Below are 17,494 nucleotides of genomic sequence, written 5' to 3' on the forward strand. Positions count from 1 at the left end.
GCCGGGTCAGTGGGTGAAGCGGTCCGCGTCGGCCGCCCGCCAGTCGGATGCCCAGCCCTCGGGCGCTGATGCGAGAAGTTGTCCGGGGGTGAGCCATTCGTGGAGTTCCGCGTAGGAACGCACGGTGTGCGGGTCCACCCGTTGCAGCAGTTGGTGCGGGCGCAGCCCGGACGGCTCGTCCACACCCATCGCCGCCATGATCTGGAGGGCGCTCTTGACGGTGGCCTCCTGGTAGCGCTCGACGCGCTGCGACTTGTCCCCGACGTCGACCGCGCGGGCCCGCCGCTCGTCCTGGGTGGCGACTCCGACGGGGCAGGTGTTCGTGTGGCAGCGCTGCGCCTGGATGCAACCGATGGCGAACATCATGGCGCGGGCGGCATTGGTGTAGTCGGCGCCCTGGAGGAGTCGTTTGACGAGGTCGCTCCCGGTGGCGACCTTGCCCGCGGCGCCGATCCGGATCCGGTCGCGGAGCCCGACGCCCACGAGGGCGTTGTGGACGGCCATCAGTCCTTCCCCGAGCGGCAGGCCCACGTTGTCGGCGAACTCCAGTGGCGCCGCGCCCGTACCGCCCTCCGCGCCGTCCACGACGATGAAGTCGGGTGTGGTGTCCTCCTCCAGCATGGCCTTGCACACGGCGAGGAACTCGCGGCGCGACCCGACGCACAGTTTGAACCCGACGGGCTTGCCGCCGGCCAGCTCACGCATCCGGGCGAGGAAGCGCACCAGCTCGCGGGGGGTGGAGTAGACGCGGTGGAAGGGCGGCGAGATCACCGTCTCGCCCTGGGGGACACCGCGCACCTCGGCTATCTCCGCGTTCACCTTGGCGCCCGGCAGCACCCCGCCGATGCCGGGCTTGGCGCCCTGACTGATCTTCAGCGACACGCATTTGACGTTGTCGTGCGCGGCCTTCTCCGCGAACTGCCGTTCGTCGAAGTCCCCGTCGTCCGTCCGGCAGCCGAAGTAGCCGGTGCCGATCTCCCAGACGAGGTCCCCGCCGGGGCGCAGGTGGTACTCGGACAGACCGCCCTCGCCGGTGTCGTGGGCGAAGCCGCCGCGCCGGGCACCCGTGTTGAGGGCGAGTACGGCGTTGGCGGACAGCGAACCGAAGCTCATGGCCGAGACGTTGAGCAGGGCCATGTCGTAGGGCCGGGTGCAGTCGGGGCCGCCGATCCGGACCCGGGGCGCGTCGGTGCGCACCGGCCGGGGGGCCATGGACGGGGTGAGGTACTCGCTGCCGGACAGGTAGAGGTCGCGTTCGGTGCCGAACGGCTCCTCCGCGTCGGTGCCCTTGGCGCGCTCGTAGACGATGCTGCGCGTGTCGCGGTCGAAGGGGCGGCCGTCGAAGTTCCGCTCGATGAAGTACTGCTGGAGTTCCGGCCGCAGCGACTCCAGCGCGTAGCGCAGGTGCCCGAGCAGCGGGTAGTTCCGCAGCAGGGAATGCCGGCGCTGCACCAGGTCGTGGACGGCCACCGCGGCGAACGGGAGCAGCGGGACGGCCACCGCCCACCACCACGGCGAGACCAGGACGGCGGCGACGCAGGCACCCGCCGCGAACGTGGCGAGCAGGGCCACCAGAAGTATCTTCAGCACGTCGGCCGTGTGTCCCGAAGCCCGACCGTCAACCCCCTTTCGCACCGCGATGACCGTCACGTTTGCCGCGACCCGGCAGGGCATACGGCACGTCGGAGGTGACGGATGCCCGAGTGGAACAAGCTGCCCGGAGCCGTGAGGACGACGTGCACGGAGGTCGCCGGACGTGTCCGGCGGGGGGTGCTTCATCAGGGGAGCGAGCGCGACGTCCTGGTGCTGGGAGCGAAGACCGTGGTGGCGGCCATGGCGGCGTGGATGTTGGCCCGGCACTTCCTGCCGGCCGCGGTGGCCACGTTCGCCCCGTTCACCGCGCTGGTGGCACTCCAGACGACGGTGTACCGCTCCGTGCGGCACTGCGCGCAGTACCTGATCGCGATGACGGTCGGCGCGGCCCTCGCCGCTTCGCTGGCGGCCACCGCCGGCATCCACGGCTGGACCTTCGGCCTGCTCACCCTCGCCGCCCTCACGCTCGGCCGCGTCCGGCGCCTGGGCGAACAGGGCACCCAGGTGGCGATCGTGGGCTTCTTCGCCTTCTCCTCCGGACAGGGCCGGATCGACTACATCGGCCATCTCGTCGCTTCCGTCGTGATCGGCGCGCTCTGCGGGCTCACGGCCCACCTCGTCCTCGCACCCGCCCGGCACACCCGCCACCGGCAGGAGGCCGTGGCCGACCTGTACGAGGGCGTCCGCAGGCGCGTCGACGTCCTGGCCGACACGATCGAGTCCGAGAACCCGGACGCGGCCCGCGTGGAGCAGTTGCGCCACGACTGGCGGCGGCTGGCGGCGGACGCCGATCGGATCCGGCACGCCATCGACGCCGAGACGGAGAACGGCCGGCTCAACCCGCGCCGGAGCATCGCCGGCGCGGCGCAGGCACTCCCCCGGGCCCAGGAGGCGGTCGACGTGGCCCAGCGCGGCCTCGACCACGTCCGGTCCATCAGTCGCGGCCTCCACTACGCCCTCGACAACGGCGAACTGGACGCCGTCCCGGCTTCGTTCCGCACGGCCTACGCGTCCTTGTTGCGCACGGTGGCCGGCGCCCTGGAGCACATCGGCCGGACCGTCCGGACCGAGCCCCGGCTGCTCGGTGAGATCCTCGACCGGACGACCGCCGAGTTCGACCACGCCCAGAAGCAGGCCCTGAACACCCCCGACACCGATCCGGCGGTCTTCACCCTTCAGGGCACGCTGCTCACCGACGCTGGCCGGCTGGTCGCCGAACTCCGCCGGGGACACCGGGTACTCGACCGGACGGCCTGAGACGGGCGACACGGGTCGGGCGTCGGGGGCGCGGGCGTCGGTCGGACCGGCTACTCGCCCTTCCGGGCGGGCTTCGCGGGTCCCGGCTTGGGGCGCGGCGTGTCGCCGTTCGACGGGTCGGTCTCGCCGGACGTGTCCTTCCCGGTGCCGGGAAGGACCGCCTCCTCCGCCTCCTCCCGGGCCTGCGGGTCGCCGCTCTCCCCGGGTGCCTGCGACGGAGGGGTGGGCCTGGTGGGTTCGTTCGCGGTCATGGCGTGTGCTCCTGGTCTCTCGTGGGGGTTCTCTGCCGGCGGGAGTCGGGTGCCGCAGGGCTACCGCGGCTCCTCCTCCGGGTCCTCGATGACGTGCACGGCGGCTTCCTCGGCCGAGGCCGCGCCGGCGTCGATGCCCACGTCGTGGGCGAGGACGTTGTTCTCCCGCGGGGAGTCCGTGGCGGGGGCCAGGCGGCCTGCGCGGGCGTCGCCCGCCTGCGGGTCGACGGGCTCGCCCTCCCCGCCGTCGAGGTCTCCGATGCCGTCCCCGGCCGGGGGCTGCACGTCGGGGACCTCCCGGGCGAGGCGCTCGTCGAGGCTCTCGCCCTGCTGCTGTTCCTCGCCTGTGGTGGCGTGGTGATCGCTGGCGTACGGCCGCTCCGGCGGCGAGTACCCCTGGTCGAGCCGGGCGTCGGTGTCGGGCTCCCCGACGCTCTGGTCCATGTCCGGCTCCTCGGAACGCTCGTCCTCGGGCTGGGGCTGGTAGACGTCGTCGCCGCGGGCGTCGGATTCGCTCATGAGCACGTCCTCTCCTCGATGTGCCGCCCGCTCGGGGCGGCGCTGCCGTTCCCTGGGGCGCCTCCCCAATAATCGGGCGATCACGCAGGCCGACCTGCCCCGGTTGTACCGCGGGCCCGGGAGTGTGGTCGTATCGGCTGTCATGAACCACGACCTCCGCACAGACGACTTTCCCGACGCCGACGGCGACGGTCGGCGCGAGCGGGCCCGCAGGACGGTCGCCTCCCACGCCACCGACCCGGACGACTACATCGCCCTGCTGAGCGCCCTGGATCTCCACACCGACGGGGACGCGCGACGGACCGCGCGCACCTGCGCCCGCTCCGGTCGGCGCCCGGACCGGGCCACCCGTTCGGAGTAGACGGGTCGCCGGGGGTGATGCCCCGGTCACACAGCGGCTCCGGCCGTCCGAGGGCCCCGGCGGACGTCCCCGTACCGCTCCGACCGGTTGCGGCGGCACGGCTCAGGGTGCGCTCTGGAGGGGGGCACGGGGTGAGCGCGGAACAACGAGGTTGCCGCGCGCCGCGTGCCGAACCGCACTGGAGGATTCACCGATGAGCGCTGGAAACGGTTTCCTGAGCACCGAGCAGCTGTTGACCCTGACGGCCTACGACGCCGACGGGGAGAAGATCGGCAGCATCGGTCAGGTCTACCGCGACGACGCGACGGGCCGGCCGGAATGGGTCACCGTCAAGACCGGCTGGTTCGGCATGAAGGAGTCGTTCGTTCCCCTCGCGGGCGCCCGCAGCGACGGCGAGGGCCTGCACGTCCCGCACGCCAAGGACGTCGTCAAGGACGCCCCGAGGGTCGACGCCGACCAACACCTCGACTCCGACGAGGAGCACAGGCTCTACCGGCACTACGGCCTGTCCCCCGCGGCCTCCCACGGCAACGGGAACGGCAACGGGAAGGCCAAGGGCAACGGGAAGGCCCACCGCACCTCCGTGGACGCCCCCGGCATCGCCACGGGGACGTACGTCGACGACCGGGGTGAGGGCCGCGGCAAGGACGAGCTGGTCCGCTCCGAGGAGCGGCTGCGCGTGGGGACCACGAACGAGGAGGTCGGGCGCGCCCGACTGAAGAAGGTCGTCGTCACCGAGAACGTCACCACCACCGTCCCCGTCAGCCACGAGGAGGTCCGTGTCGTACGCGAACCCGTCCGCGAGGGGGAGCGGGTGCGCGGCGGCGCCATCGGCGAGGCCGAGACGGAGGTGACCCTGCACGCCGAGCGCGCGGTGACCCGCAAGGAGGCCGTGCCCGTCGAGCGCGTGCGCCTGGAGACGGAGCGGGTCACGGAGCAGCAGGAGGTCTCCGACACCGTCCGCAGGGAGCAGGTCCGCTACGAGCAGGGCGGGGACGCCCGTCGGGGTGGGGGCGGGAAGGGCTCGCGCCGCTGACGCGAGACGCCCGGCGCCCGAACGGCGCGGAAAGGCTGGTACCGCTTCGTCGAAGCGGTACCAGCCTTTCCTTGTCCCGAAGGGCGCAGAGCGGAGCCGGGCGTCAGAACTTCGGGTCGGGTGACTGGGCCGCGCACAGTTCCGCGGCCTCCTCCGGCGTCTCGACGGAGGGCGGGGAACCGTCCAGCGGCTTCTGCGCGGTCTCCTTCATGCAGGCGACGGCGATGATGCCGACCAGGCCCGCGGCCATCGCGTAGTAGGCCGGCATGAGGTTCGTGCCGCTCCAGCTGATCAGGGCCGTGATCAGCAGCGGGGTCGTGCCTCCGAAGATCGACGCCGACAGGTTGTAGGCCACGGACAGCGAGCCGTAGCGGACGTGCGTCGGGAAGAGGGCCGGGAGGGCGGAGGACATCGTGCCGAGCAGGCAGACGAGCGAGAGCCCCAGCATCAGCATGCCGAGGGTGATCGCCGGGATGCCGTCCTGGCGGATCAGGAGGAAGGAGGGGAGCGACAGCACGAAGAAGCCCACCATGCCCGCCATCAGCAGCGGCTTGCGGCCGAACCGGTCGGAGAGCTTGCCGACCTGGCTGATGAGGAGCATCAGCAGGACCATCACGCCGAGCAGGATGAGCAGGCCGTGCGTCTCGCTGTAGCCGAGTTCGTCCGACAGGTAGGTCGGCATGTACGACAGGAGCATGTAGTCGGTGATGCTGTACGCGCCGACCAGGCAGACGCAGAGGATCAGCGTCTGCCAGTACTGGCGGAAGATCTTCGCGAGATCGCCCTTGGCGACCGTCTCCACGCGGTCGGCGGCCTCGGTGACGTGTACCTTGTCGCCCTCCAGCTTCCGGAAGGCCGGGGTCTCGTCGAGGCGCAGGCGCAGGTACAGGCCGACCAGGCCGAGGGGCCCGGCGACGAGGAACGGGATGCGCCAGCCCCAGGCATCCATCTGCGGGTCGTCGAGCACGGCGTACAGCGCGGTGACCAGGCCGGCCGCGCCGACGTAGCCGGCCAGGGTGCCGACTTCGAGGAAACTGCCGTAGAAACCGCGGCGCTTGTCGGGGGCGTACTCGGCGATGAAGGTGGCGGCGCCGCCGTACTCACCGCCGGTCGAGAAGCCCTGGAGCATCCGGAAGACGATCAGCAGGACCGGGGCCCACACGCCGATCGTGTCGTGCGAAGGGATGAGACCGATGGCGAACGTGCCGACCGCCATCATGATCATGGTGAGCGCAAGGATCTTCTTGCGGCCGAGCCGGTCGCCCATCGGGCCGAAGAACATCCCGCCGAGTGGCCTGACCAGGAAGGCCACGGCGAAGGTGGCGAACGAGGACAGGAGTTGGGTGGTCTCGCTCCCGGACGGGAAGAAGACGTGGCCCAGGGTGACGGCGAGATACGAGTAGATGCCGAAGTCGAACCATTCCATGGCGTTGCCGAGCGACGCGGCCTTCACGGCGCGCTTGACCGCCTGCTCGTCGGTGACGGTGATGTCCGTCCGACGGAGTCTGGGGTTCCGGCGCTGCCTGACGGCACGGAACAGGATGGGATGGCGCTTCACCGCTTCCGGATCGGCCACCTGCTGGGATTCGGGGGCCGTCATGGCCGGTCCTTTCCTCGGTGGGTGCTCCAGGAACCGCTTGTGCGCGATCATGGCCACCGCAAAACGGATCGACGGCCAGATGCGACGTGTGTCACATCGAGCCGCCGACCGACCGACCGGGCGGGCGGCGCCGGCCCGCGTACGGGGCCGGCGCCGCGGCGGGCTCAGCCCGGCCAGGTGCCCGTCAGACGCCGTGCCGCGACCGCTCCGGACCGGTCCACGGCGGCCTTGGTCACGGCGAAGATCGCCCCCTGGAGGCCGGCGGCGATGAGGATCTCCGTCCAGGAGCGGTCCTCGTCGGTGGCGTCGGGGGCGTCACCCTCCCCTTCGATCAGCTTCCAGGCCTGCTTGAACGCCATCCCGGCGAGCATGCCGCTCAGGGCGCCCAGGGCGAACCCGACGGGCTTGTACGCGATCTTGACCCCGTTCACTTGCGGCCCCGGCTCCGACGCACCACCGCGTACACGGCCAGCAGGGCGCCGAGTGCGAGGAGCGGGGTGCGGTTCGCCCGGACCCTGCCCGCGACCTGGCCCGCCGTATCGAGGACCGAGTCGGGCGTCTTGTCCGCCGCGATCCGGCCGGCGTGGGTGGTGGCCTGGACGACCTGTCGGGATGCCTGCGCGGCCCTGTCCAGGATCGGGTCGGGGGTCTTGTCCTTCATCAACTGCGCGGCCTGCTCGGCCGTCTCGCGGATCTGGTCGGTCATCCGGGCTGCCTTCTCCACGACCTGCTCCTTCATCTGATCGGACGTCTCCTTGCCGCGCCGGCCCCGCGCTCGGGCCGCGTATCGCGTTCACTGCCCGGCTACCCCGCATCGGCGGGAACACCCACCCGACCGGGTCGTCCTTGGCGGGGCGGCCTCCGATCGGACACCGGACAGGGGCCCGAACTCGCGGAGCTCGGGCCCCTGTTCACGCGGGTGCTCACACGCGGGTGTTCACGCGCGGGTGTTCACGCGCGGGTGTTCACGCGCGGGTGTTCACGCGCGGGTGTTCACGCGCGGGTGTTCACGCGCGGTCGCGTCCGTCCCTTCCGTTCGTCGGCGCGCCGTTGCTCGTGTGCGCCGTTCGTCGTGCGCGGCGGACAGTGCGGCCGGGCCGGAAGTGGCCTCGCGCCGGGCCGCATGTCGCTTGCGTCGGCGGACGGGTGCCTGGCAGCGTTCGGATTCCGTGACCGCGACGAGGTTCCCCCGGGCGGGGTCCGCGTGAGTGTCACGGGCGCGCGGGGTAGTGTGGCAGGAGCAATTGAACGTGTTCAGTCCCGGATCGGATCGGCGCCGTACGACCCGCCGTCGAGCGGCCGAACCGTCCACCGCACGTCACAACGGCCCAAGGAGTCAGAAGTGAAGCAACACGCGGAGAGCGTCAGCCGGACCGCGCTCGTCGAGGACCTCATGGGCCGCTTCCCACAGGTACCCCGGGAGGCCGTGTTCAAGGAGGACCTCCTGCGGGGCGGCATGGCCTTCGACGAGTCCGCGCTCAGCGGCACCACCGACGGGTCCTCGGGTGACGTCAAGCCGAAGTCCTACTTCATCTTCTCCTTCGACCACCGCACGCTGCCGGAGCTCGGCGCCGCCGCGCTGAACCGGCCTCCCGAGGAGATCGTCCTCACCGGCGGTCCGTACGACCTGCGCCGTACCGTCGTGTCGGTACGGGTCAATCCGGACTCCCCGTACGTCGTGCGCGGCGGCGAGGACGGCGCGCTCGGCCTCTACCTGGACGGGGCACGGATCGCGGACGTCGGCCTGCCGCCGATGCCGGAGTACTACCGGCACAAGCTGTCGAACGGCAAGTCCGTGATGGAGGTCGCGCCGACCATCCAGTGGGGCTACCTCGTCTACCTGACGGTCTTCCGGGTCTGCCAGTACTTCGGGGCCAAGGAGGAGTGCCAGTTCTGCGACATCAACCACAACTGGCGCCAGCACAAGGCGGCGGGCCGGCCCTACACCGGCGTGAAGCCGGTCGAGGAGGTGCTGGAGGCCCTGGAGATCATCGACCGGTACGACACCGCGGGCACCTCCCGGGCCTACACGCTCACCGGCGGCTCGATCACCTCGCAGGTCGCCGGCCGGGACGAGGCCGACTTCTACGGCCACTACGCGAAGGCCATCGAGGAGCGCTTCCCGGGCCGCTGGATCGGCAAGGTCGTCGCCCAGGCGCTGCCCCGCGCGGACGTCCAGCGCTTCCACGACCACGGCATCCGGATCTACCACCCGAACTTCGAGGTGTGGGACCGCCGGCTGTTCCAGCTCCACTGCCCGGGCAAGGAACGTTACGTGGGCCGCGACGAGTGGCACCGCCGGATCCTGGACTCCACCGAGGTCTTCGGCCCGCGCAACGTGATCCCCAACTTCGTGGCGGGCATCGAGATGGCCGAGCCCTTCGGCTTCACGAAGGTCGACGAGGCGATCGAATCGACCACCGAGGGCCTGCGGTTCTTCATGTCGAACGGCGTGGTGCCGCGCTTCACCACCTGGTGCCCGGAGCCGACGACACCGCTGGGCAAGGCCAACCCCCTCGGGGCGCCGCTGGAGTACCACATCCGGCTGCTGGAGGCCTACCGGGGGACCCTGGAGGAGTTCGGCCTGAAGTCCCCGCCCGGCTACGGCCCGGCCGGCCCCGGCCGGGCGGTGTTCTCCGTCAGCTCGTTCATGGACAGCCTCGAAGGCCTGGAGGAGGACGAGACGCCCTGACGGGGCGGGCACGCGAGGGAACGGGAACGACACGGCACCGGTACGACCGTCCTCGCGGGCGGTCGTACCGGCCCGCGGACGGCAGCGGTGCGGAGGGACGAGACGGCTCAGTGCGGGTTCCAGGTGAACTTGCCGCCACCGACCCAGTGGACCGCCTCCAGGTCGTCCAGGTCGTGAATGGGGACGCCGGCCTCCGCGGCGATCAGGAGCACGTCCGTCATCGATGTCGCCCTGCCGATGAATTCCCCGTCCACCTCCACGATGCGAAAGGGCGGAGCGCCGGGCTGGACCCCCCGGACGGTGACCCGGGCCGCTGAGATGTAAGGGATCGAACTTTCGGTCATGTGACGACGGTTCCACGTCTCGGCCGGCGGCGCGCGCCGACAGGGATGGATTGCCGCTCGCTTGCGCCCGATCGTGTCCGCTGTTCCACGGCGACGCGTGCTTCGCGGCGCGCGCCCGCAGGGGGGCGCGGGCCGTGGCGACCGGCGCCGCAGGCCCCACCCCTCGCGACGGTCCGGGTCAGCGGCCCCAGCGCAGCGCCGCCGTCTCCACGGGCGCGTCCCACAGCCGCAGCAGTTCGTCGTCGGCCCGGCACAGCGTCACCGAGCATCCCGCCATGTCGAGCGAGGTGACGTAGTTCCCCACGAGCGTCCGCGCCACCGGGACGCCCCGATCGGCCAGCACCCGTGCCACCTCGGCGTGGAAGCCGTACAGCTCCAACAGCGGTGTCGCGCCCATCCCGTTCACCAGGGCCAGCACCGGGCCGTCGGCCGGACCCACCGCCGCCAGGTCTTCCAGCACGGCGCCCACCGCGAAGTCGGCGATGTCCCGCGAGGGCATCATCGCGCGACGCTCCCGGCCCGGCTCGCCGTGGATGCCGACGCCCAACTCCAGCTCCCCGTCGGGGAGGTCGAAGGTCGGGCTGCCCTTCGCGGGGGTGGAGCAGGCGCTGAGCGCGACCCCGAAGCTCCGGGAGGCCTCGTTCACCCGGCGGGCGAGCGCAGCGACCTGCTCCAGCGGCGCACCTTCCTCGGCGGCGGCCCCGGCGATCTTCTCGACGAAGAGGGTGGCTCCCGTACCGCGTCGCCCGGCGGTGTACAGGCTGTCGGTGACGGCGACGTCGTCGTTGACCAGGACCCGCTCGACGCGGATGCCGTCCTCCTCGGCCAGCTCGGCCGCCATGTCGAAGTTCAACACGTCGCCGGTGTAGTTCTTGACGACGAACAGCACGCCCTGCCCGGAGTCCACGGCCTTGGCCGCCCGCAGCATCTGGTCGGGTACCGGCGAGGTGAACACCTCTCCGGGACACGCGCCGGACAGCATCCCGTACCCGACGAAGCCGGCGTGCAGGGGTTCGTGTCCGGAGCCGCCTCCGGAGACCAGACCGACCCGCCCGCCCTCGCGGACGCCCCGCCGTACGACCACCCGGCCCTCCACGTCCACGTCGAGATCCGGGTGGGCGGCGGCCATCCCCCGCAGGGCGTCTGCGACCACGGTCTCCGCGCTGTTGATGAGCATGTTCATCGGGTACCTCCGGGGTCGGACCTGGCGGGCGAGTCTCGTACCGGTGCGCTCCGCGGCTCGGGAGCGCGGGGTGCGGACGGCCGCGACCGCGGTCGCGCGCCGTACGTCAAGTGTGCCGCGAAGGCGTCGGGATCCGCAGCGGCCCGCGGATCCCGGGGGTGTCCGCGGGGCCGGGAATGGCCCGCGGATCCGGGGCGGATCTCCGCCACTGGCCCGGAGATATGTCCGGGATTACAGTGATTCATTGAGGCTCGGGGCAGTCGACGGCCGGTCCCCGGCCGACGGGAAGGGGCACCCATGGCTGAGCGGCTCAAGAGATCAGGCCTGGTCGGCGAACTGTCCGCCGAGTTCGCCGGCACCCTGATCCTCATCCTCTTCGGTTGCGGCGTGGTGGCCCAGGTGGTCGCCGGCGGCGCCCTCACGGACCCGGCGGGCGGCCTGGGCAACCACGACAGCATCGCCTGGGCCTGGGGCCTCGGCGTCACACTGGGCGTCTACGTCGCCGCGAGGCTGAGCGGTGCTCACCTCAACCCGGCGGTGACCGTCGCGCTGGCGACGTTCAAGGGGTTCCCCTGGAGCAAGGTCGCCCCCTACGCGCTGGCCCAGACGGCTGGCGCCTTCGTGGCGGCCCTGATCGTCCGGTGGAACTACACCGAGGCCCTCGGGAAGGCCGACCCCGGCCACACCATCAAGACGCAGGGCGTCTTCTCCACGCTGCCGGCCAACGGCAACCCGAACCTGCCGGTCACCGAGTGGGGCGCGTTGCGCGACCAGATCATCGGCACCGGATCCTCCGGGCGCCAACCTGGCGCCGTTCATCGTCGGCCTGATCGTGGTGGCCATCGGCATGGCCTGGGGCACCAACGCCGGTTACGCGATCAACCCGGCACGTGACTTCGGCCCCCGACTGGCCAGCTTCCTCACCGGCTACGGCGGAGCATGGCGAGATCAGTACGGGAACTTCTACTTCTGGGTCCCGATCATCGGTCCGTTCATCGGCGGTGTGCTGGGAGCGGGTCTGTACAAGGTCTTCATCGGCCGGTTCCTGCCGACCGCCGAGCCGGAACCCCCGGGACGGATCCCGGCTCCGGACGAGAACTGATCGACCGCACGCCCGGGCGGGCTGAAGGAACCTGCCGCCCGGGCGGGCGGCTGACCGACCCCCCACGGCACGGACTCCACGACACAGACCCCAGCGCACCAAGGGCCCCAAGAGAGGCGGCATCCCCATGGCTGACTTCGTCGGCGCGGTGGACCAGGGGACCACCAGCACCCGTTTCATGATCTTCGACCACGCGGGCAACGAGGTGGCGAAGCACCAGCTGGAACACTCGCAGATCCTCCCGCGCTCGGGGTGGGTCGAACACGACCCGGTCGAGATCTGGGAGCGCACCAACTCGGTGATGCAGAACGCCCTGCGGCACGGGAACCTCTCGGCCTCGGACCTGGCGGCCATCGGCGTCACCAACCAGCGGGAGACCACCGTCGTCTGGGATCCCCGCACCGGCCGCCCCTACTACAACGCCATCGTCTGGCAGGACACCCGCACGGACTCCATAGCGGCGGCTCTGGAGCGCTCCGGCAAGGGGGACGTGATCCGCCGCAAGGCCGGCCTGCCGCCGGCCACCTACTTCTCCGGCGGCAAGATCCAATGGATCCTGGAGAACGTCGACGGGGTCCGCGAGGCGGCCGAGCAGGGCCACGCCCTCTTCGGCAACACCGACTGCTGGGTGCTGTGGAACCTCACCGGTGGCCCCGACGGCGGCATCCACGCCACCGACGTGACCAACGCCAGCCGCACCATGCTGATGGACCTGGAGACGCTCGACTGGGACGACGAACTCCTGGGCTTCTTCAACATCCCGAGGGCGATGCTGCCGAGCATCAATCCCTCCTCCCACCCGCAGGCCTACGGGCAGACCCGCACCTCCCGGCCGCTGCGCGCCGCCATCCCCATCACGGGTGTCCTCGGCGACCAGCAGGCGGCCACCGTCGGACAGGTCTGCTACGCGCCCGGCGAAGCGAAGAACACGTACGGAACGGGCAACTTCCTCGTCCTGAACACCGGCACGGAGCTGGTCCGCTCCTCGCACGGCCTGCTCACCACCGTGGCCTACCAGTTCGGAGACGAGCCCGCCGTGTACGCGCTGGAGGGCTCTATCGCCGTCACCGGCTCGGCGATCCAGTGGCTGCGCGACCAGCTGAAGATCATCGGTGACGCCGCCGAGAGCGAACGCCTGGCCCGCACCGTCGACGACAGCGGCGGGATCTACTTCGTACCGGCGTTCTCGGGCCTGTTCGCCCCGTACTGGCGTTCCGACGCGCGCGGGGCCATCGTCGGCCTCGCCCGCTACCACGACAGCGGACACCTGGCCCGGGCCGCCCTGGAAGCCATCTGCTACCAGAGCCGCGACGTGGTCGAGGCCATGGAGCAGGACTCCGGCGTCCACCTCGACGTGCTGAAGGTCGACGGCGGCGTGACCGCCAACGACCTTTGCATGCAGATCCAGGCCGATGTCCTGGGCGTGCCGGTCAGCCGGCCGGTGGTCGCCGAGACGACCGCGCTGGGCGCCGCCTACGCCGCGGGCCTCGCCACCGGCTTCTGGCGCGACCAGGACGAACTGCGCACCCACTGGCAGGAGTCCAAGCGCTGGGAACCCCAGTGGTCCGAGGATCAGCGTGCGGAGGGATACGAGGGCTGGAAGAAGGCGGTGGAGCGCACCCTCGACTGGGCCAAGGTCGAGTAGGGCGGTCCGGCGCCCGTTCGGACGGGCGGTACCGGCACGCTGAGAGGTGCCGGTACCGCCTCGTCATGTCGCCTTCGCTCCGGTGGCCCGGGAGCGGGCGCTCAGAGCGTGACGACGACCTTGCCGGTCGCCCGGCCCGATGCCATCCGCTCCAGCCCGCCCTCGACCACGTCGGCGAGGGGGATGACCGCGTCGATCGAGGTGGACGCGATGTGGGGGTGCTCCTTCAGGAGGGCCATCGCCTCGGGAAGGTCCTGGTCGCAGATGTGCACCTTCGAGGTCGAGATCCGGATCTCGTCGAGCACCAGCCGGGTCAGGTTCAGGGGCGACGGGTCGCGGTGCAGGCCCACCAGGCGGATGTGACCGCCGCGGCTCACCGCGTTCATCGCGGTCTCCAGGCCCTGGGGCGCCCCCGAGGTCTCCAGGACGATGTCGGCGCCGTTGCCGCCGGTGACGCGCCGGATCTCGGCGGCGGCGTCCTGGCGGGAGGCGTCGATGAGCACGCTCGCCCCGCTGCGCTCGGCGGCCTCCAGGCGGGCCGTCGAGACGTCGACGGCGATGGTCTCGATGCCCCGTGCCGTGAACGCGGCCAGGGCCGGCAGGCCGATCCCGCCCAGGCCGATGACCACGACGGTCGCCCCGGCCTCGGCCTCGGAGCCGCGCACCGCGTGCAGGGCGACGGCGAGGGGCTGGGCCATGATCGCGACGTCGGGCGAGGCGTCGCCGATGGACCGGCTGATGCGTGCGGGGACGTTCACCCGTTCGGCGAGCCCGCCGTCCACGTGGAGGCCCACCGTGTAGTAGGTCGCGCACAGGTTGGTCCGCCCGGCGTGGCACCAACGACACGTCCCGCAGGACACCCCGGAGCCGGGCACCACGACGTCCCCGACGCCGAACCCGGCGACGTCCGCCCCCACGCCGACGACGCGTCCGACCATCTCGTGACCGAGGACGAGCGGGCCGACGTGGCCGCTCGCGGGGTGCGGGGCGTCGATGGGGATCAGGTGGGGCCCCGAGACGAACTCGTCGACGTCGGTTCCGCAGATGCTCGCCCGCAGGATCTCCAGCTGAAGCTCGTGCGGGGCCGGTGACGGCGGGTCGGGCCACTCCTGGACCCGGACGTCACGTCTTCCGTGGTAAACGGCAGCAAGCATCGGTGCATCCCCCTGAATTGGATTGGATTTGCACCCTAGTTGATCGAAGTCGGCGGGAGGGAGAGTTCCGGTTACCGCCTCGGGCGGACCCCGCAGGGGCGGAACGGGGGTGCCCCGAGGTCCCCTCGGGAAGGATCACGGGCACCCCGGCCGGCGCCTGCCCGGCCCGGGTGGGCCCACACTCCGCCGCCCGGGTGAACCCCGGACGCCATACCGAACCCTCGACCCGAAGGGGTCGGTCGTGCTCAGGCGCGGGGCAGCCGGGTGGCGGTGTCGAGGTAGAACGCGTCGATGCTCTGCACCGCCTTCTCGAACTCGTCGAGGTTGACCGGCTTGGTGACGTAGGCGTTGGCGTGGCTGCTGTAGGCGCCCGCGACGTCCTCCGGCGCGGAGGAGGTGGTGAGGACGACGACGGGGATGGTCTGGAGGCTCTCGTCGTTCTTCAGGATCTGGAGGAGGTCGCGGCCGTTCATGCGGGGCATGTTCAGGTCGAGGACGATGAGGTCGGGGCGCACGCTGCCGGGGGTGCGCAGGTGCTCCAGCGCGGCGACCCCGTCGGTGACCTGGACCAGGTTGCGGGTCCCGCGCTCGGAGAGGGCCTCCTCGATGAGCATGGCGTCGGCCATGTCGTCCTCGACGAGCAGGACGTCGTAGGGGCGGGAGGGGGCGCTCATCATCGGATGCTCCGTGGGTTTGTCGTGGGAGTGGTTGAACAGTCCGGGCCAGCGTCGTCGGGCACCTTGTCGGGTGATTCCGCAGGCGTCGCCGAGCTGCGGGTAGCCGGCGCCCGCGCGGGCGGCGTCCGCGGCGACGTCGCGTTGGAGTCTCTCGGCGGCCTGCCGCACGTGATCCAGCACGTTCAGCAGGGCCAGGGCGCGGGTCGGATCGTCGACTGCGGCCGCCCGCGGTGTGGCCGGGGCGTCCGGGAGCAGGCGTGCGAGACGCTGCGCGAGCTCGGCGACCGCGGTGTCCGCGACGGCGGCCGTCTCCTGGAACGTGGTCCGCGGTACGAAGTTCTGGCCCGGCATACCCGGCACTCTAGCCCCCAACCGGACCTCGACAACAATGGTTGTCCGTGACGGCTCTAGAGTATGCACGCCGCACCACATCGGGGAGCGGTTGCGACAGCGGAGGGGCATACGAGATGACCGGCGAAGAGGGGCTGCCGCGTCCGCGGGGTCTGTCCACGTGGACGACCCGGCAGTGGCTTCGCGCGGGGGTGGCCGCGTCCCTGGCGGTCCTGGCCCTGCTCGGGGTGACCGGAGCCTGGGTCCTCGAACGGACGGCCTCGCTCAGCAGGGAGCTGGTGGACGTGAAGACCCCCGCCCTGACCACCTCGATCCGCCTGGAGTCGACACTGCTCAACCAGGAGACGGGCATCCGCGGCTACGGGCTCACCGGCACCGCGGAGTTCCTGGTCCCCTACCAGCGGGGGCTCACCGAACAGGAGACGTCCACCACCCGGCTCGCGGAGCTGCTCCGCGACGACGCCACCGGTCTGAAGGACTTGAAGGCCGTCGAGGACGCGGTGGAGGTGTGGCAGGAGCGGATCGCCCGCCCGATCGCCGCCTCGCCACCCGGGACGCCCTCTCCCCTGGCCACCGAGCGGGCCGCGGAGGCGAAGGCCGCCTTCGACACCCTGCGGACGGCGATGACCGAACAGCAGGAGAAGCTCCAGATCGACCGCGCGAACGCGCGGGAGGACCTGTTCGCGGTCATGCGCCTGCGGAACTGGGTCTTCTCCGCCATCGCGCTGGTCATCGTCGCCCTCGCCGGGCTGGTCTTCGAGGCACTGCGCCGCGGCATCACCACACCCCTGGAGCGGCTCGGGGCGGACGCCCGCGCCATCACCGGCGGCGACTTCGAGCATCCGATCACCCCGACCGGCCCGGCGGACCTGCGCCGGCTCGGCGCCGAGGTCGATTCCATGCGCCGACGGCTCGTACGGGAGCTGGCCTTCACCGAGGAGGCGCGGGTGCGCCTCGACGCGCAGGCCGCCGATCTCAGGCGGTCCAACGCCGAGCTGGAGCAGTTCGCCTACGTGGCCTCGCACGACCTCCAGGAGCCCCTGCGGAAGGTCTCCAGCTTCACCCAGTTGCTCCAGCGCCGCTACGGAGGGCAGCTCGACGCGAAGGCGGACCAGTACATCGACTTCGCGGTCGACGGGGCGAACCGCATGCAGACCCTGATCAACGACCTCCTCGACTTCTCGCGGGTGGGTCGCGTCCACCACACGCACCAGAGCGTGGATCTCGACTCGGTGGTGAGCCGGGCCCTGTCCGCACTCAGCGTCAGCGTGGAGGAATCCGGGGCGGTCGTCACCCATGACGCGCTGCCGACCCTGGTCGCGGACCCCACGCAGATGGGGATGCTGTGGCAGAACCTGCTCGGCAACGCGGTGAAGTTCCGCCGTCCCGGCGAGACCCCGAAGATCCACGTGTCGGCCGAACGGGAGGGTGAGCTGTGGCGGTTCGCCGTCACCGACAACGGCATCGGCATCGCCCCGGAGTACGCCGAGAAGGTGTTCGTGATCTTCCAGCGCCTGCACACCAAGGACGCCTACAACGGCAGCGGCATCGGCCTGGCGATGTGCAAGAAGATCGTCGAGTTCCACGGCGGCACCATCGGGATCGACCCCGCGTACGCAGACGGCACCCGCGTCGTCTTCACCCTCGCCTCCGCACCGGTCGAGAACGCCGAGCAGGAAGCGGCGGGGCCGGCGGCGCACCGTGACGGGGAGGAGCGGGAGTCGTGAGC

General features: G+C 71.4%; 16 protein-coding genes and 1 pseudogene. 7 read left to right on the forward strand and 10 right to left on the reverse strand.

Features of this window, described 5'->3' with window-relative positions:
- Positions 1-6: 6 nt before the first annotated feature.
- Complete coding sequence (locus OTB19_RS17415; protein WP_267799173.1) at positions 7-1,590, reverse strand: FMN-binding glutamate synthase family protein; 1,584 nt, start codon at positions 1,588-1,590, stop codon at positions 7-9.
- A gap of 180 nt (positions 1,591-1,770) precedes the next feature.
- On the opposite strand from OTB19_RS17415, the gene OTB19_RS17420 reads away from it, so the two are divergent.
- Positions 1,771-2,850 carry an FUSC family protein gene (locus OTB19_RS17420; protein WP_267799174.1) on the forward strand — a complete coding sequence of 360 codons (1,080 nt, stop codon included), beginning with the start codon at positions 1,771-1,773 and terminating at the stop codon, positions 2,848-2,850.
- A gap of 50 nt (positions 2,851-2,900) precedes the next feature.
- Here OTB19_RS17420 and OTB19_RS17425 read toward each other — a convergent pair whose 3' ends face one another.
- Together OTB19_RS17425 and OTB19_RS17430 are read right to left on the reverse strand one after the other, a co-directional pair.
- Entirely contained in the window at positions 2,901-3,101 is a 201-nt protein-coding gene (locus tag OTB19_RS17425; protein WP_267799175.1) for a hypothetical protein, read from the reverse strand.
- A gap of 60 nt (positions 3,102-3,161) precedes the next feature.
- The gene (locus OTB19_RS17430; RefSeq protein WP_267799176.1) at positions 3,162-3,620 is read right to left on the reverse strand and encodes a DUF5709 domain-containing protein; all 459 of its coding nucleotides are present in this window, start codon (positions 3,618-3,620) and stop codon (positions 3,162-3,164) included.
- Between the two features lie 142 nt (positions 3,621-3,762).
- Between OTB19_RS17430 and OTB19_RS17435 the strand changes: the two genes are divergently transcribed.
- Positions 3,763-3,981, forward strand: coding sequence for a hypothetical protein (locus OTB19_RS17435; protein ID WP_267799177.1), 219 nt, complete (start codon positions 3,763-3,765; stop codon positions 3,979-3,981).
- Positions 3,982-4,174: 193 nt separating this feature from the next.
- On the forward strand, positions 4,175-5,017 hold the full coding sequence (locus OTB19_RS17440) for a PRC and DUF2382 domain-containing protein (RefSeq protein ID WP_267799178.1): 843 nt from the start codon (positions 4,175-4,177) through the stop codon (positions 5,015-5,017).
- Between the two features lie 103 nt (positions 5,018-5,120).
- Here OTB19_RS17440 and proP read toward each other — a convergent pair whose 3' ends face one another.
- The 3 genes from proP to OTB19_RS17455 form a co-directional block, all read right to left on the reverse strand.
- Positions 5,121-6,617: a glycine betaine/L-proline transporter ProP gene (gene proP / locus OTB19_RS17445; RefSeq protein ID WP_267799179.1), complete on the reverse strand. Its 1,497-nt coding sequence runs from the start codon at positions 6,615-6,617 to the stop codon at positions 5,121-5,123.
- Positions 6,618-6,781: 164 nt separating this feature from the next.
- Positions 6,782-7,048 (reverse strand): DUF4235 domain-containing protein, encoded by a 267-nt coding sequence (locus tag OTB19_RS17450; protein WP_267799180.1) that lies wholly within the window; start codon positions 7,046-7,048, stop codon positions 6,782-6,784.
- Entirely contained in the window at positions 7,045-7,356 is a 312-nt protein-coding gene (locus tag OTB19_RS17455; protein WP_267799181.1) for a hypothetical protein, read from the reverse strand. Before OTB19_RS17455 ends, OTB19_RS17450 begins: the two co-directional genes overlap by 4 nt.
- A gap of 654 nt (positions 7,357-8,010) precedes the next feature.
- Here OTB19_RS17455 and OTB19_RS17460 point away from each other — a divergent pair.
- Positions 8,011-9,309 carry a radical SAM protein gene (locus tag OTB19_RS17460; protein WP_267799218.1) on the forward strand — a complete coding sequence of 433 codons (1,299 nt, stop codon included), beginning with the start codon at positions 8,011-8,013 and terminating at the stop codon, positions 9,307-9,309.
- 107 nt (positions 9,310-9,416) lie between these two features.
- On the opposite strand, the gene OTB19_RS17465 is transcribed toward OTB19_RS17460, so the two are convergent.
- Positions 9,417-9,653, reverse strand: a complete 237-nt coding sequence (locus OTB19_RS17465; RefSeq protein ID WP_267799182.1) for a hypothetical protein — start codon at positions 9,651-9,653, stop codon at positions 9,417-9,419.
- A gap of 178 nt (positions 9,654-9,831) precedes the next feature.
- Positions 9,832-10,836, reverse strand: a complete 1,005-nt coding sequence (gene dhaK, locus OTB19_RS17470; RefSeq protein ID WP_267799183.1) for a dihydroxyacetone kinase subunit DhaK — start codon at positions 10,834-10,836, stop codon at positions 9,832-9,834.
- A 297-nt stretch (positions 10,837-11,133) separates the two neighbouring features.
- On the opposite strand from dhaK, the pseudogene OTB19_RS17475 reads away from it, so the two are divergent.
- Together OTB19_RS17475 and glpK are read left to right on the forward strand one after the other, a co-directional pair.
- Positions 11,134-11,938, forward strand: a pseudogene (locus tag OTB19_RS17475) (MIP/aquaporin family protein).
- A 127-nt stretch (positions 11,939-12,065) separates the two neighbouring features.
- The gene (gene glpK / locus OTB19_RS17480; protein ID WP_267799184.1) at positions 12,066-13,583 is read left to right on the forward strand and encodes a glycerol kinase GlpK; all 1,518 of its coding nucleotides are present in this window, start codon (positions 12,066-12,068) and stop codon (positions 13,581-13,583) included.
- A 101-nt stretch (positions 13,584-13,684) separates the two neighbouring features.
- Here the strand turns inward: glpK and OTB19_RS17485 are convergent, their stop codons facing one another.
- Together OTB19_RS17485 and OTB19_RS17490 are read right to left on the reverse strand one after the other, a co-directional pair.
- Positions 13,685-14,737: a zinc-binding dehydrogenase gene (locus tag OTB19_RS17485; RefSeq protein ID WP_267799185.1), complete on the reverse strand. Its 1,053-nt coding sequence runs from the start codon at positions 14,735-14,737 to the stop codon at positions 13,685-13,687.
- Between the two features lie 245 nt (positions 14,738-14,982).
- Positions 14,983-15,765 carry a response regulator gene (locus OTB19_RS17490; protein ID WP_267799186.1) on the reverse strand — a complete coding sequence of 261 codons (783 nt, stop codon included), beginning with the start codon at positions 15,763-15,765 and terminating at the stop codon, positions 14,983-14,985.
- Between the two features lie 116 nt (positions 15,766-15,881).
- On the opposite strand from OTB19_RS17490, the gene OTB19_RS17495 reads away from it, so the two are divergent.
- Entirely contained in the window at positions 15,882-17,492 is a 1,611-nt protein-coding gene (locus tag OTB19_RS17495; protein ID WP_267799189.1) for a sensor histidine kinase, read from the forward strand.
- The last annotated feature ends 2 nt before the right edge of the window (positions 17,493-17,494 follow it).

Origin of the sequence: Streptomyces sp. H27-H5 (assembly GCF_026627505.1) — a bacterium.
Lineage (GTDB): Bacteria > Actinomycetota > Actinomycetes > Streptomycetales > Streptomycetaceae > Streptomyces.

What these genes read in the sequence shown, in the direction of transcription:
- OTB19_RS17425 (WP_267799175.1), bottom strand. Translation starts at nt 3,101, where the DNA reads ATGACCGCGAACGAACCCACCAGGCCCACCCCTCCGTCGCAGGCACCC.
- OTB19_RS17430 (WP_267799176.1), bottom strand. Translation starts at nt 3,620, where the DNA reads ATGAGCGAATCCGACGCCCGCGGCGACGACGTCTACCAGCCCCAGCCC.
- OTB19_RS17435 (WP_267799177.1), top strand. Translation starts at nt 3,763, where the DNA reads ATGAACCACGACCTCCGCACAGACGACTTTCCCGACGCCGACGGCGAC.
- OTB19_RS17440 (WP_267799178.1), top strand. Translation starts at nt 4,175, where the DNA reads ATGAGCGCTGGAAACGGTTTCCTGAGCACCGAGCAGCTGTTGACCCTG.
- proP (WP_267799179.1), bottom strand. Translation starts at nt 6,617, where the DNA reads ATGACGGCCCCCGAATCCCAGCAGGTGGCCGATCCGGAAGCGGTGAAG.
- OTB19_RS17455 (WP_267799181.1), bottom strand. Translation starts at nt 7,356, where the DNA reads ATGAAGGAGCAGGTCGTGGAGAAGGCAGCCCGGATGACCGACCAGATC.
- OTB19_RS17460 (WP_267799218.1), top strand. Translation starts at nt 8,011, where the DNA reads ATGGGCCGCTTCCCACAGGTACCCCGGGAGGCCGTGTTCAAGGAGGAC.
- OTB19_RS17465 (WP_267799182.1), bottom strand. Translation starts at nt 9,653, where the DNA reads ATGACCGAAAGTTCGATCCCTTACATCTCAGCGGCCCGGGTCACCGTC.
- dhaK (WP_267799183.1), bottom strand. Translation starts at nt 10,836, where the DNA reads ATGAACATGCTCATCAACAGCGCGGAGACCGTGGTCGCAGACGCCCTG.
- glpK (WP_267799184.1), top strand. Translation starts at nt 12,066, where the DNA reads ATGGCTGACTTCGTCGGCGCGGTGGACCAGGGGACCACCAGCACCCGT.
- OTB19_RS17485 (WP_267799185.1), bottom strand. Translation starts at nt 14,737, where the DNA reads ATGCTTGCTGCCGTTTACCACGGAAGACGTGACGTCCGGGTCCAGGAG.
- OTB19_RS17490 (WP_267799186.1), bottom strand. Translation starts at nt 15,765, where the DNA reads ATGCCGGGCCAGAACTTCGTACCGCGGACCACGTTCCAGGAGACGGCC.
- OTB19_RS17495 (WP_267799189.1), top strand. Translation starts at nt 15,882, where the DNA reads ATGACCGGCGAAGAGGGGCTGCCGCGTCCGCGGGGTCTGTCCACGTGG.